Genomic DNA, 15,073 nt, shown 5'->3' with positions numbered 1-15,073 from the left:
GTCACACTTCACGTTACATGTGCGTTGACTGCGTTTTGCAGGTGTGTCAGTTGGGCATGATGTGTGGTGGCATCAGCACGCTGACCGAAAAATCACCGCCTCTGTGGGCTGCAATAGCAAACCCACAGCGACGTAAATATGGCCGCGACAGCACGTCGCGGACAGCAGACCTTATTCTAAGCCGACGTATTTGAAGTCAAAGCTGACATCAAACGGTTTCCACCAGCGGCCAACGCCTGTTTCACCGTCGGTATGACGGTGCATACCGGCTTTTGATGGTGGATCGATGTGGTAAGTCACTTTGTAGTTACCCACGCCCATCATTTTGATGTTCGCGCCGTAGTGTGGACCATCGCTGGCAACCATCGGCATAAAGGTTCCTTCCTGCTTCGCACCGGTATCGGTGTTAGTCAGGGTGTACGCGATGGTCAGGAACGGCATCCATTCACCCGCACCAAAACCATTCTTGTTACCTTCAGCAGCGTGAATATCCGCTTCCAAATGGATATCCGCTTTCGCGGCTGGCAGACCCATCCCACGCGGTTCCATATCGATAGGTTGCAGATAAACGGCGGCAATTTCCATTTCGTTCAAGGAAACCGGCTCACCCGCTGGATATTCTTTAAACGCCAGTGCGGCAGGTGCAGTGAAAATACCGGCAATAACGGCACCCGCAATCAGACTTTTTTGCATATTCATCAAACCCATCCTCATCATCTCAGTCGTCCCTATTCGCTTAATTTGCTAAACGAGTAGGGTTGTTATGGTTATGTTCTGCTCTTATTGCTTTCAGTATTACAGTTACATCAGAGTTATTATTTATCAGACGGCGGACGCTCTGCGCCGCATCACCCACAGAGCGATCAACGCTGCCGCAACCAGCACACCCTGTGGTATTAACGTTTCCACATAAGGATAAATACCCAGCCAGCTGATTTCCGGCACGCGAGTCAGCAACGTCGGTTCAAACAGCTTGCCCTCGATCAGCTCCAACACACCTTTTCCTGCAAACACAAATGCCATCAGATACATAAAGCAGCCGGTAAACATGAAGAACGGCTTAAGCGGTAATTTGACGATGGTGTAGCGCATCACGAAGTAAGCGATCAGCAGAATCACACAGCCGATGGCAAACCCAGCCAGAATGGAGAGGTGCCCCGCCATATTGTTGGCATCCCCCACCAACGCGTAGTAGAACAACACCGTCTCCGCCCCTTCGCGGTACACCGCCAGAAAGCTGGTTAACCACAACCCAATCATGGAGCCGCTGCTCAGCGAATGGGACAGTTTGCCTTCCAGGTAAGCCTTCCAGTGCCGCGCCTCTACTTTGGACAACAGCCAGTAGCTCATGAAGAACAGCATCACCACCGCGATCAGCATCGTAATACCTTCCAGCAACTCACGGCTGGCACCGGAATTGGTGAACACGAGTTGGAAAATGACTGCGGTAATCACGCTACACAGCAGCGCAACGTAAACCGACTGGCGAATCAGCGGCAGTTTGTCCTGCTGATGATTTTTCACCAGATAGGCCACGATCGCTGCCACAATTAGCAGGGCTTCCAACCCTTCACGCACAATAATCAGCAGGCTGTATATCAACAGACTCCAGTGCGTTTCACCGCCGTCACCCAACATGGTGACCGCCTTCGCCAGTTCCTGCTGCAACGCGTCGGCCTGCCCTTGCAATTGTTCCACAGGCTGCCTGGCGTTCATCATGCTCACCAGACGGGTGAAATAGCCTTCCAGCGTAGATTTGAACGCGGCATCACGAGAACCCACCTTGTTCTCCATACCGGTGGCTTCAAACAGATCGAAATAGGTGTCCTGCACCGCCATGATGGCGGGTTTGACCTGGCCTTGACGGTACTGCGCGATCGCAGCAGCAATCGCCTGATTGATATCGTCAGCAACTTTCGCCCAGTTCGCATCCGGCACGGCACCGGTATCGGCGTTCGCAGCAGTCGTTACCGTCGTCTGCTGGCTATCGCGCGTTGTCGGTAACCCCGGTAAGACATCTTCAATGTCCTGCAACAGTGTGGTGACCCGATAAGCAACGTCTGTCAGCTGATCGGGTTGGCTGGCTAAGGTAATCAGTGCGGAGAATTGTTGATTAATCGAAGCGGCCTGCTGTGCCGAGCGATTCTGTCTGACCGACATTTCCATCTCAGAATTTTTAAAACCCTGATAATGTGCCTGCTGTACGCTCTGGCTAGCTTTTTTGTAATCGCCAGCCTGGTACTCCGTTACGGCCTGCGCGAGTTGGTCATCGATGATTTTAAAACTCTGCTGCCAGTACGGCGCGATCTCGGCATTGTCATAGGCACCGTGCTGCTCCTGCGCGACCAGCTTGTGCCCTTCAGACAGCACGGGCAAAACGGCATCCAGCTCACCTTTCAGCCATGAGATTTTTGCCTGCACTTCAACCTGCGGTTTTCCTTCGCCAATCATGCGGCGAATTTCACCGAAGGTTGCTTCTAGCTGATAGCTTTTTTGCGCGGAAATGTTGATGCGGATAGGGCCTTCGAGGTTTTCAAATACCTCAAAATAGGCCATCTGAACTTCAGTGCGGGCGTCATCCGGCTTTTGCTGCTCATAGAGCTGAGCCGTTTTATCCAGCCTGGTTTCGATATCGTGAATGAATGAGGCGTAATCGGTCGCGGCAACAGCCACTGAACAACTAAACAGCCAACACAACAACAGAAGCGTTTTTTGCCAGATAGACATAAGCGAGTGATGAATCACAAATGATATTTATTCTTATTATCACTTTGAAGTCACCATCTGTCTTGATTTACGTCACGAAAACATGAGCAATGAGGGATTTAGTATGTAACAAAAAGTTACATTGCTTATTTTTCGCCCCAAAAACCTCTATCTTTCTAATCCATAGGGCAAACACGGTTTTTTTGATCGCAAAAACGGCAAAAGCACCACTTAAACCACCACAATTTATTAAGCAATAAGTGTGCCATTTGGTTAAATTAACCAACCAAAATCCTAGAGACACCCGTCTCAATATGATATTTCTTTACGTTACCACAGTCAGATTTACAGAAAAACTCCGTTTTACCACGGTAATCCAAGATGTTACACACGTTGACGTTAACGCTTTTCACTCACGTTTTTAGGCAATGACCAAATAGCCTTTAGGCGACAAGCAAGGGAACCAGGCAGAGTCCTTTCCGCAGGTTCATCCCAGCCTCATTGGCTGACTATCTCAAACTCACCGCATACTGGTGTTCCACAACGGCCATACGTTAACCCCACTGCGGATCAGAATTTTTCCCATCCCTCGCCGTGGCGACCCTGTACCGACAGCAGCGGTGTGGCGCTCTGCCCGATAGCCCGATGAGCGGGTGCGGACAATGCCGGGCGCGAAAAGGCAGGTTGCAGATCGCTGTTCGAATCCAGGCTGAACACATCGACAACGGCAGACAGCTCGCTGGTTTGTTCATCCAACCGGGCAGCGGCCTCTGCCGATTGTGTCACCAACAACGCATTCTGCTGTGTGACGCTATCCATTTCATGCACCGCTTGGCTAATTTGCGTAATACCGCGTGTTTGTTCATCCGTTGCCGCCGCAATTTCACCAATCAGATCGTTCACATGCGCGATGGAAGCGATAATGGCCGTCATCGCCTCGCCAGATTGCCTCACTTGTCCAGCACCGGTTTTAACCCGCGAGACGGATTCCGCAATCAGTGCCTCAATCTCTTTTGCAGCCTGCGCACTGCGCTGCGCCAGCGTACGCACTTCTCCTGCTACCACGGCAAACCCTCGTCCTTGCTCCCCCGCTCGCGCCGCTTCAACTGCCGCATTCAGTGCCAAGATATTGGTCTGGAATGCAATGCTGTTAATGACGGAAGTAATATCGGAAATTTGCCGCGAACTGGCGCTAATACCATCCATCGTCGCCATCACGTTGGTACTGATATTTCCGCCTTTTTGCGCCATGTCAGCCGCATCCTGCGCCAGCTTACGCACTTGATGCACATGATCGGTCGTTTGCCGTATCGTTGAGCTAATCTCTTCCATGCTTGCAGCCGTCTGCTGCAATGCCGCCGCCTGCTCTTCTGTGCGGCTAGAGAGATTATCATTGCCATCCTTAATACTGGACGTCCCACTATTGATTTCTGATGTGCTCTGCCGGATAACGGTTACCGTATCGCGCAAACTTTTCTGCAATTTTTTGATATCGGGAATCAACCTTCCCGCACAATTTCGACCGAACTCAACCAGTTCGCATCCCAACCGCCCCGCCGTTAGCTGTGCCAAATGGGATTTAAGCACTGAAATCGGGATAACCAGATAGTTCCTCAAGTAATATTCGGTGAAAATCAACACAATAAGGCCAATAACCATCACGGCAATAAGCGCATTACGGTTTTGGGTATTGTGCTCATTCACGCTTGGAATCAACGACGAGGCGGTAATGCCGTCAGAATAGCGTTTAATATCTTCACCAAACGTCAGACTAATCGGTGGGTAAATGGAGCGGAATATCTGTCGAAATCCTTCGTAATCATTCCGTTGTAGCGCCGCATTCATCGGGTCGATCGCGGTAGCAATCAGGGTAGTCCATGTTTTATTTACCGCATCCACCGTCGCTGACTCAACACCAACGTGCTCCGCGGCCTGGAACTTCTCTAGCGAATCCTTGGTATTTTTCAGCGCAACCTGTGCCATTTCCAACGTCTTTCTGGCGTTTTCTGGCTCGTTACGCTGCAAATAATCCATCGTTCTTTCCATGCGAGTGACGGCCCGAAAATATTGATCGGTTCCATAGACCAAATGGGAATAGGTTTTTCGCTGAGTCTCACTTTTATCAAGCAAATTGGTGACCTGATAAAGCGAGTAAAGACTGAATCCTGATGCTACTCCCCACGCCACTAGCAGGGAAGCCACTATGAGCAGCACCATTATTTTTATGCTGACATTTCTTAGAAATTCCATAATGCACTCCGCGACGTTAACAAATATTTCCCGCCCGCACACGCTGTCGGAAAAGTATTTACTTTTTTGCTCATGACGGTGCCGTCCGTCGTATCACGCCCTTTATCCCGCGCGATCTGACAGACGTTCTGGAATTCCCTGATTCATTACCCATTAGCTGGGAAGTTAAGCTCAAAAAATTAACGAACAGAATGCGTTATCTTCCTTGAGAGGCCAGTTTCCGTTGTTTTAAACAGCCGACAGGCATGAATACATCAGCCTGGCCGGTGGCACATAGAGTTAGTATCGTCAAAAACAGTATAGGCATTAACGGATAAAGAGGATGAATGCGCTACCACGTTATTTTCCAGACAAATGTCTTATGGAAAAAGGCGGTGGCGCTCAAGGCGTTAGGACAATTTGTCACGCGCTGAGCATGACCACGATCAGTAAATTAATTTTCTTTATCGGTGATTATCGAAGGTTAGACAACTGCATCAATACCCCGCGACAAGAATGCAGTTCTTACGATCCAAGACTCGGCTTTGGAGAACAATCATGCAGAAAGTGCTTACCGTCTGCCCGTATTGCGGGTCAGGCTGCAAAATTAACCTGCTGGTAGAGAATGGCAAAGTGGTTGGTGCGGAAGGGGCAAACGGCGTCACCAACGAAGGTGAACTATGCCTGAAAGGTTACTATGGCTGGGATTTTCTCAACGACACCAAAATCCTCACTCCGCGTTTGAAACAGCCGTTGATCCGACGTCAGAAAGGCGCCCCCTTTGAAGCCGTCTCCTGGGATGAAGCCATCGGCTTCGCCAGTTCCCGACTGAAAGCCATTAAAGAGCAATACGGTGCCGAGTCGATTATGCACACCGGCTCGTCACGCGGCCCCGGCAATGAAACCAATTACGTGATGCAGAAATTTGCCCGGGCGGTAACCGGCAATAACAACGTCGACTGTTGCGCTCGGCTCTGCCACGGCCCTTCCGTTGCCGGGTTACAGGTTACGCTGGGCAATGGCGCGATGAGTAACTCCATTTGCGAAATTGAAAAAACCGACTGCATTCTGATTTTTGGCTACAACGCCGCAGACTCGCACCCCATCGTGGCACGCCGGATACTGAAAGCCAAAGCGCGCGGGGCAAAAATCATCGTATGCGATCCGCGCCGCATCGAAACCGCGCGCATCGCCGATCTGTGGCTGCCATTAAAAAATGGCTCCAACATGGCACTGGTCAACGCATTTGCTAACGTATTGATTAATGAAGGCCGCTACGATAAATCCTACGTCGCCCGCCATACCGAAGGCTTCGAAGAATTCAGTAAGACCGTCGCAAAATACACGCCGGAGTATGTCGCCGATATTACCGGCTTATCACCGAAATGGATTCGAGAGGCGATGCGTATGTATGCCGCTGCGCCGTCCGCTACCATTCTATGGGGAATGGGCGTAACACAGTGGGGTCAAGGCGTTGATGTCGTCAAAGGGCTATCCGGTCTGGCACTGCTAACGGGGAATTTAGGACGTCCGAACGTTGGCGTCGGGCCGGTGCGGGGCCAAAATAATGTGCAGGGCGCATGCGATATGGGCGCGCTGCCTAATATGTTTCCCGGTTATCAAAACGTCACGGATAAGGCCATACTGGCAAAATTTGCCGATGCCTGGGGCGTGCCCGAACTCTCTGATAAAATTGGCTACTCGCTGACCGATCTGCCACACAAAATAAAAGAAGGAAAAATCAGAGCCAATTATGTGATGGGCGAAGACCCGTTGCAAACCGAGCCAGATCTGTCGATGCTGCGTGATGCCTTTAACGAGCTGGATCTGCTGATCGTACAAGATATCTTCATGACCAAAACCGCCGCGATTGCCGATGTCATCTTACCTGCAACCTCTTGGGGCGAGCATGAAGGGGTCTATACCGCCGCTGACCGCGGGTTCCAACGCTTTTATAAAGCGGTGGAACCTCAAGGCGATGTCAAACCAGACTGGGAAATCATCAGCCTGATGGCGACAGCCCTCGGTTATCCGATGCACTATAACAACACGCAGGAAATCTGGGACGAACTACGACAGCTCTGCCCGCTGTATTACGGCGCGACCTACGAGAAAATGGCTGGACTAGGCTATGTGCCGTGGCCATGTCCGAGCGAAGACAGCCCTGGAACACCGTGGCTATACGCGGGCAACCGCTTCGATCGCCCCGGAGGGAAAGGCCTGCTGTCAACGGCAGAATGGCGGCCGCCGATGGAATTGGTGGATGAAGATTACCCGCTGGTGCTGTGCACCGTGCGTGAAGTCGGTCACTATTCCTGCCGCTCCATGACGGGTAACTGCACCGCGCTACAAACGTTAGCGGATGAACCCGGTTATGTGCAGATTAGCCTTCATGACGCCGAGCGTTTAGGGATACGCGATCAGCAACTGGTCTGGATTTCCTCACGACGAGGCAAGGTTATCTCTCGTGTCGCCGTTAGCGAACGTATCAATCAAGGTGCCGTGTATATGACCTACCAATGGTGGATTGGTGCCTGTAACGAACTCACGCTGGATCATCTCGATCCCGTGTCCAAAACGCCAGAATACAAGCACTGCGCCGTTAGGCTAGAAGCCATTGACGATCAGCAGGCAGCGGAAACCTATGTGCAGCACGAGTACAGCCAGTTGAAAGATCGCCTGCGCTCCACGGCAGAAAACGTCAACTAACCAATAGCCCTACTGAACCACCACGATAATGTTGGCATAACGCGCTTTTACGTGGTGGTTTCATCCTTTTCGATGTAGGGCTGTTTCGGCTTGGTCAGAACACCGAGAGTAAATATATCCGTCATACTTCAAGCTGCTTGTGCGTTGGCAATACTCGATTCATCTCTGAGCCTCGCCCTAAAGGGTCAACACAAAGCGCTGTTCAAAACGCTAACGTTTTGCCACGCAACTCGAATTATTTAGGGTATAGCGGTTTTTTCAATGAAATAAGTTAATAACATTATTTTAAATAATTGATAACAGTCATTGGGGCAGCAAAAACGCTATTTTAAATAACCGCAACACTGTAAATATTACAAAACAGAAACACTTTGATTAATAATTACACTTTATTTGGCATAATGTTATCGGCTACATGATTAATTAAAGCAAGTCATAGTTAAAATAATTAAAAAACTAATGTAATCAAAAAATGCGATATATATCATTCTTTCATTGATTGTTTTTTTATTACTACCTAATTTTTAACCAATTGACCATGTATTTTATTGATGTAACCCACAGCATCATTAGCAACACTAATTCAACACTTTACCCCACCGAATCTCACTAACAAAAAACACACCTAAAGCACTGTTTAATAAAACGTTAATTAAAATAATGCCTTTTTCTCGATCTGCCCCCCACATCCTCATTAATCATTACAAGCGGTATGGACATGCATTTTTCGCATGACAAAGATCACAATTACATAACAATCCGCAGAAAAAAAATGTAAAAAGCAAGAATCGTTGTAATATCGGCGGGCAGACACAACACCCCAATAACAGATTCGGGTGAGGGCTTGGTGTATTCAGGGAAAGCATCAGCCATCACGCGGCAATAATATTGTGTTGTCTGAATCAATTCATCAACATGAGGTTTATATGCAAAGGCAGAAGTTACTTGTACAGATAGTCTTGGCTATCGTCCTGGGGATATTAATCGGATGGGCCTGCCATCAATATCTTGATGGCGGTCGGGCAAAAGAAGTTGCGTCTTATTTCAACATGGTTACCGATATCTTCCTGCGCCTGATTAAAATGATCATCGCACCGCTGGTCTTCGCTACGCTGGTTTCTGGCCTGGCAAGCATGGGAGGAAACTCTTCTGCCGTTGGCCGTATCGGTATGAAAGCCATGATCTGGTTTGTCAGCGCATCATTTATTTCCCTGCTCATCGGTATGCTCTTCGCTAACCTGTTCCAACCTGGTGCAGGCATGAATCTCGAGATCCCAGCTCAGCATGTTGCGACAGGCCTAAATACCGACAGCTTTACGCTTAAGAGATTCATCAGCCATATCTTCCCGAAAAGTATCGTAGAAGCGATGGCGAACAATGAGATCCTGCAAATTCTGGTGTTCTCTCTGTTCTTCGGCTCCGCGCTTGCCTATGTAAAAGGCCACAACAAGCACGCGACCACGATCATTTCCATGATCGAAGAACTGACCAAAGTGATGTTCCGCGTGACCGACTACGTGATGGCGCTGGCCCCTATTGCTGTCTTTGCCGCAATCGCTTCCGCGATTACCACGCAAGGTCTGGGTCTGCTTTACGACTTCGGTAAACTGATCGGTGAGTTCTACCTCGGTCTGGCCGTACTGTGGGGCGTTCTGTTCCTGGTTGGCTACCTGTTCCTGGGCAAAGGCATCGTTAGACTGGCGAAACTGATTCGTGAACCGACCATGCTGGCTTTCGCCACGGCGAGCAGTGAATCTGCTTATCCGAAAACCATGGAAGCGCTGACCAAATTCGGCGTGCCGAAAAAAGTCACCAGCTTTGTGCTGCCGCTCGGTTACTCGTTCAACCTCGACGGTTCTATGATGTACCAGTCCTTTGCGATTCTGTTTATCGCACAGGCTTACAACATCGACCTGAGCGTTACTGAACAAATCCTGATTCTGCTGACGCTGATGATCACCAGTAAAGGGATGGCGGGCGTAGCGCGTGCCTCTATCGTGGTGGTTGCCGCAACGCTGCCAATGTTCAGCCTGCCGGAAGCCGGTATCCTGCTGATTATCGGTATCGACCAGTTCCTGGATATGGGCCGTACCGCAACTAACGTCATCGGTAACAGTATCTCTACCGCCGTTGTGGCCAGTCTGGAAAAAGACGTCCGCGATGATGATGAGGAAGAAGCTGCCGACGAAGTCGTCGCCTATAAGGAACCTCAGCAGGCTACGCAAAATAGCTAATGCTGAGTAAGTGAATATGTCATCTAGAGCGGCCTTCGGGCCGCTATTTTTTTATCTCTCGGTCTATACGAGGTTTATAGCCCAGACGCCGATGACAGCCCTTTCATATAGCGCCAAAACTTCTCGGAAGCCACATTCAGACGCGCATCAAGCCGATACAGATAAACCCCCATGCGGATCACGGCATTTTCCATGCTCAGGATCGTCAGCTCTTTGTTTTTCAGCTCTTCCTGAATGGAATAGTCCGGTAGCCAGGCAATGCCATAACCTTTCTTTGTCATGCGCTTGAGCAAGTCGCTCATGGAAGAAACAAAATTAACCGTGAACTTATCGCTGTCGACGCTGGATAAGTAACGGCTGACCTGACGTCCCATGTAGCTGGTCTCGGTATAGTTGAGTAGCGGCACCGATGAGGCACTGACATCAAACAGCGGCCTCCCTGCGCTATCACACGCGCAGACCGGATAAAGCCGGGACTCCAGTATCTTCTCGTGCATAAAAGGCTCCCCCATCAGATCCTCATTGTAAAACGAGAAAATGAAGTCGCTGCGCCCTTCTTTAAGATTCAGCACCGCCTCATCGACATCAATCGATTCGACATAAAAGATTTTTTCCTGCGGGTCCGGCACGTCTTTTAACAGCTCCGGCATGATGAATACCGACAGCGAATGCGCCGCGGCGATGGTGATTTTATTCTTGTAATTATCCCCGCCGTGCAGCTTATTGAGCTGATACTCCAAATCGTCCAGCGTATTGCGGATATAGGCGTGAAACACGCGACCCTGCTCAGTTAATTGCAGCGGCAGCGCGCTACGGTCGAAAATATCAAACCCGACGGCCGCTTCCAGCGCCTGAATACGCCGACTAAATGAAGATTGAGAGATATTTCTCTTCTCAGCAGCCAGCGTAAAACTCCGGTGCTCTTCAAGCACGATAAAGTCATAGAGCCACTTGGTTTCGATATTGTTTAGCATCACCCCTCACTCAAGACGCTCAGCGCTATACTCTCGTTCTCTACACCCGCGCTTTACATCATCAACAAAGATTTTGTCCACGGCACGCCGTTAAACCCAGTAAAAGCATAGAGATGCTAATAGTTATGCAAATCATACATAGCAGATGGGAATTTAGCAATCCACATTGCCCATCAGTGTGCGATTATCCTTTTAATTTCATAATGCTACAGGGTTAACAGCATGAACAGTCTCGTGGGAATTCTTGGCGGTATGGGGCCGGGTGCCACCGTCGATGCGATGCAAAAACTGATCAAAAACACGCCAGCGTATCGGGACCAAGACCATATTCCGATGATTGCGGTTTCTATTCCTGATATCCCTGACAGAACACAGTGCATTCTCCAGCACAGCGCGTCACCGCTGGGTAAGATGCTGCAATATATGAAAATTCTCGAAAACGCAGGCGCTGAATGCATCATTATTCCGTGCAATACCGCACATTATTGGTTCAATGAATTAAAACAACAATGTCGTGCGGAAATGATCAGCATTATTGATGTGACCTGTCAGGCAATTAGGAACGCCAATACCACACGTGTCGGCTTATTAGCGACGACGGCGACGGTCAAAGCGAGAATTTATCAGGATAACCTGAACGCCGATAATATTGAGTGCTACACACCGGATGAAGCTGACCAACACCAGGTCATGGAAAGTATCTATGCCTATAAATCCGGTGATATTGCTGGAGCCTATCGTATGCTGTCACCGGTAAAAGATCGCCTGTTGCAGGCAGGCGTAGAGAAAATTATTCTGGGTTGTACCGAGCTTCCCTTGATTCTGGAGCAGGAAGTCAGAACATCACCGCAACACTATGTCGATGCAACGGAAGAGTTAATTAAGAAAACAGTCGAGTGGTATTTTACTCACAATACGAGAAATAATATCGCCGCTTAATTTTTTGAACGAACCTATTATATTGCGTTGAACATTAACCAATAACTATGCCACTCGGCATTAACAAATTCGCCGAGTGGCATAGTGCGATAGACTCAGTATTTAATGCATTTCACTTCACAGTGAAATACTGCGCATACTGGAACGTCATTCAATATACGTTCAACGATTACGATGGAAATTTGAGCGCACTATTTTGCGCTCCCGCATTAGAAACAACCCAGGATTTAGCCGCCGCGGTGGTCATCAAACTGTATGAATAGTTAGATGATGCCGTCCATTTCGCCGCAGGTGATTTGCTCGCTACGGCCGCCGGGGAACTGCCATTATCCGTAAAGGTTGAGCCGTTGCCTTTATCATCAACCATGCCTTTCTTTTCCGCACCAGTACCAAATACGTTACGCTCAGAAATTACATTAGCATTCTGCGCGACCGTAAAGGCCAGGTTGAATTTGTTGACGTAGTTGTTGAAGACATGGAAATAACCATAACGCATCAGGCCAGGTGCACGAACCTGAATATTTTCGTAATAGTTGTGGCAGATGGTCAAACGTGGGTAGCCATTGTATGCGCTATTATTGTCATCTGCCGGATGGCCAAAAATACAACCATATTTATGATTTGAGAATAAGCAGTTACTGATCGTGACGTAATCCGCTTTCTCACCGATATAAATCAGTTTATCGAGGCTGCCATCACTATCACTCCACGAATGTCCCGGCCATGAGCAGTGATCCACCCAATAGCCTTTACCGTAGTTCAAATACAGTTGAATATCATCATTATCCTTGATGGAGACATCATGTTTAAAAACCAGATTCTGGAAAATGACGTTAGCCGAGCTGCTATCAGCACGCAGGTGGATATTGGTCAGCACATTAGCCCCACCGAAAGAACCGACAATGGTTTTATTACTGCCAAATACGACTTTGGTTAATGCTGATGCTTTCAACGATGCACCCAGCACTACGATGGTTTTTGTGGAACCGCTCACAGCTGATTTAAAATCTGCCAGAGAATTTACCGTCACAACTTTACCACCTGTTCCTCCAGTAACATTCGCTGCTTTTGCAAAACCAATAATCCCAGTAAGATTCGTTGTTGGATAAGCCATAAATATTCCTTTTTACAATGAGTGAATAATAATGTCTTCCAGCGTCTTATTTAATCGAGACTAAATAAGGTGCCTCCGACAATTAAAAATTGTATATAAAGGATTTCATTATGCTTATTAATCGAGTTTAATAAAAAAACAACCTTGCGAATAATTCAACCTTCAATTAATACGCTGCCATCTTTTAGCAAAAATGGCGGCGTTATAATTATCACATTATTATCATTACCAACCTTTTACCGCACCACCATTGAAAATACGGTTTGCAGCCTGTTCAACTTCATCAGACTGATAGGCCTGAATAAACTTTTTGACGTTTTCCGCCTCTTTGTTATTTTCACGCGTCACAATAATATTCACATACGGTGATTCTTTATCTTCAATAAAAATACCGTCTTTCGTTGGCGTTAAGCCTGTTTGCTGAATATAGGTCGTACTAATAATGGCTACCGTCACTTGCGGGTCGTCTAACAAACGCGGCAACTGTGCCCCTTCCACTTCCATAATACGCAGGTTGTGTGGATTCGTCGTGATATCCAGCACCGTCGGCAATAAGCCCGTGTCAGGTTTTAGAGTAATTAATCCGGTCTTTTGCAGTAGCAGCAACGCTCGCCCCAGATTGGTTGGGTCAAAAGGAATCGCAATGGTATCGCCGTCTTTCAAATCGTTGATATTTTTAATTTTCTTCGAATAACCCGCCATCGGGAAAACGAAGGTATTTCCTACCGCCACTAGCTTATAACCGTGTTCGCGATTTTGCTGTTCGAGGAAAGGACGATGCTGAAAGACGTTCGCATCCAGATCGCTTTTATCCGTCGCCTCGTTCGGCAAGAGTGAACCGCTGAACCCCACCAGCTCAACCTCAAGATTATATTTTTCTTTTGCCACTTTCTTCGCGACGTCAGCAACGTCCTGTTCCGCGCCATTAATCACACCGACTTTAATATGATTAGCAGAATTGCCTGCATTATCACACGCAGTCAATGCCATCGCCGCTGTGACCATTCCCGCCACCAGCGCTATACGCCATTTCTTCATCATTCTGGTTTACCTGATATCGTAACTGTATTGATTTAAAGAGAAAAACAGTAACGCTCCATAATTCACCGAGTCAAATAACTCCGCGTTCTATGAATATGCATTTCATTATTCAATCAATAAAGAGTGATATATATCCTAAATAATTCGAGTTGCGTGACAAAACGTTAGCGTTTTGAACAACGCAGAGCGTTGGCCCTTTAGGGCGAGGCTCATTTATAGCCTTGTAACGCGGCAACCGCACGAATCCCCAGGAGCTTACACAAGTAAGTGACTGGGGTGAGTAAGGACAAATTGGCTCAGCCAATTTGAACGCCGTTTACGGCGGCCCTTCAGGGCGAGGCTCAGAGAGGAGCCGAGTATTGCCAACGCACAAGCAGCTTGAAGTATGACGGATATATCTGTTAAGCCGATTCCATTTTGCTTATCTGCTATTGCTCGCCTCTGCATTCCCCCGCATTATGACGTTTTGATGACTTTGAATTCACACGGCGAAACCATGATTAATGTGGCTTTGGTTGACGATCACATCGTTGTACGGTCTGGCTTTGCACAACTTCTGACATTAGAGAATGATATTCAGGTCGTTGGACAATATGCTTCGGCGGCGCAGGCGTGGCCCCATCTACTCAAACAGCCGATTGATGTGGCCGTGATTGATATCGCCATGCCGGACGAAAGCGGCCTGTCGTTATTAACTCGTTTGCGTCAACAGCGCCCCAATTTTCGCGCCATTATTCTGAGCATCTATGACACCACGGCGTTTGTACAAAGCGCGCTGGACGCGGGCGCGGGCGGCTATCTCACGAAGCGCTGCGGCCCTGAAGAGTTAGTGCAGGCGGTTCGCGTGGTCAGCAGTGGCGGCCTTTATCTCTGCGCCGATGCACTGCACGCCATTCGCCATCAACAGCAGCCACCGAAAGAGCTACTGGCGCTGACCCCACGCGAGCGGGAAATATTCAGCCTGCTGATCAACGGGATTAGTGTGAAAAGCATCGCTGAACAGCTCGAACTCAGCCATAAGACCGTTCACGTTCACCGCGCCAATATTCTCAGTAAATTACAGTGTGAATCCACGGTAGAGCTGGTGCACTTTGCGCTGCAACACCAACTGCTGGCTGGAAAATAAA

Annotated in this window: 10 protein-coding genes; 4 read left to right on the top strand and 6 right to left on the bottom strand. The window is 48.6% G+C overall.

Annotation, left to right across the window (positions count from 1 at the left end; translation table 11 throughout):
• Positions 1 to 171: 171 nt before the first annotated feature.
• The 3 genes from EDI29_RS10625 to EDI29_RS10615 all read right to left on the bottom strand — a co-directional run bounded on the left by EDI29_RS10625 (position 172) and on the right by EDI29_RS10615 (position 4,956).
• Positions 172 to 699, bottom strand: a complete 528-nt coding sequence (locus EDI29_RS10625) for an iron transporter (RefSeq protein ID WP_025918878.1) — start codon at positions 697 to 699, stop codon at positions 172 to 174.
• A 123-nt stretch (positions 700 to 822) separates the two neighbouring features.
• Positions 823 to 2,727 carry an FTR1 family iron permease gene (locus EDI29_RS10620; RefSeq protein ID WP_137740887.1) on the bottom strand — a complete coding sequence of 635 codons (1,905 nt, stop codon included), beginning with the start codon at positions 2,725 to 2,727 and terminating at the stop codon, positions 823 to 825.
• A 549-nt stretch (positions 2,728 to 3,276) separates the two neighbouring features.
• Positions 3,277 to 4,956: a methyl-accepting chemotaxis protein gene (locus EDI29_RS10615; RefSeq protein ID WP_137740886.1), complete on the bottom strand. Its 1,680-nt coding sequence runs from the start codon at positions 4,954 to 4,956 to the stop codon at positions 3,277 to 3,279.
• A gap of 537 nt (positions 4,957 to 5,493) precedes the next feature.
• On the opposite strand from EDI29_RS10615, the gene fdhF reads away from it, so the two are divergent.
• Complete coding sequence (gene fdhF / locus EDI29_RS10610) at positions 5,494 to 7,644, top strand: formate dehydrogenase subunit alpha (RefSeq protein WP_137740885.1); 2,151 nt, start codon at positions 5,494 to 5,496, stop codon at positions 7,642 to 7,644.
• Between the two features lie 926 nt (positions 7,645 to 8,570).
• Positions 8,571 to 9,878 (top strand): dicarboxylate/amino acid:cation symporter, encoded by a 1,308-nt coding sequence (locus EDI29_RS10605; protein WP_137740884.1) that lies wholly within the window; start codon positions 8,571 to 8,573, stop codon positions 9,876 to 9,878.
• 74 nt (positions 9,879 to 9,952) lie between these two features.
• On the opposite strand, the gene hypT is transcribed toward EDI29_RS10605, so the two are convergent.
• Positions 9,953 to 10,852 (bottom strand): hypochlorite stress DNA-binding transcriptional regulator HypT, encoded by a 900-nt coding sequence (hypT, locus tag EDI29_RS10600; protein WP_137740883.1) that lies wholly within the window; start codon positions 10,850 to 10,852, stop codon positions 9,953 to 9,955.
• A 222-nt stretch (positions 10,853 to 11,074) separates the two neighbouring features.
• On the opposite strand from hypT, the gene cuyB reads away from it, so the two are divergent.
• Positions 11,075 to 11,791 (top strand): cysteate racemase, encoded by a 717-nt coding sequence (gene cuyB, locus EDI29_RS10595; protein WP_137740882.1) that lies wholly within the window; start codon positions 11,075 to 11,077, stop codon positions 11,789 to 11,791.
• 169 nt (positions 11,792 to 11,960) lie between these two features.
• Here the strand turns inward: cuyB and EDI29_RS10590 are convergent, their stop codons facing one another.
• Together EDI29_RS10590 and EDI29_RS10585 are read right to left on the bottom strand one after the other, a co-directional pair.
• Entirely contained in the window at positions 11,961 to 12,905 is a 945-nt protein-coding gene (locus EDI29_RS10590; RefSeq protein WP_137740881.1) for a pectate lyase family protein, read from the bottom strand.
• Positions 12,906 to 13,130: 225 nt separating this feature from the next.
• Positions 13,131 to 13,946, bottom strand: coding sequence for a MetQ/NlpA family lipoprotein (locus EDI29_RS10585; protein WP_137740880.1), 816 nt, complete (start codon positions 13,944 to 13,946; stop codon positions 13,131 to 13,133).
• A gap of 496 nt (positions 13,947 to 14,442) precedes the next feature.
• On the opposite strand from EDI29_RS10585, the gene EDI29_RS10580 reads away from it, so the two are divergent.
• Entirely contained in the window at positions 14,443 to 15,072 is a 630-nt protein-coding gene (locus tag EDI29_RS10580) for a response regulator transcription factor (RefSeq protein ID WP_010285873.1), read from the top strand.
• Position 15,073 lies beyond the last annotated feature (1 nt).

Origin of the sequence: Pectobacterium polonicum, from assembly GCF_005497185.1 — a bacterium.
In the GTDB taxonomy this organism is placed as follows: Bacteria; Pseudomonadota; Gammaproteobacteria; order Enterobacterales; family Enterobacteriaceae; genus Pectobacterium; species Pectobacterium polonicum.
The sequence above is the reverse complement of the archived record's forward strand: the minus strand, read 5'-3'. Positions and strand labels throughout refer to the sequence as shown.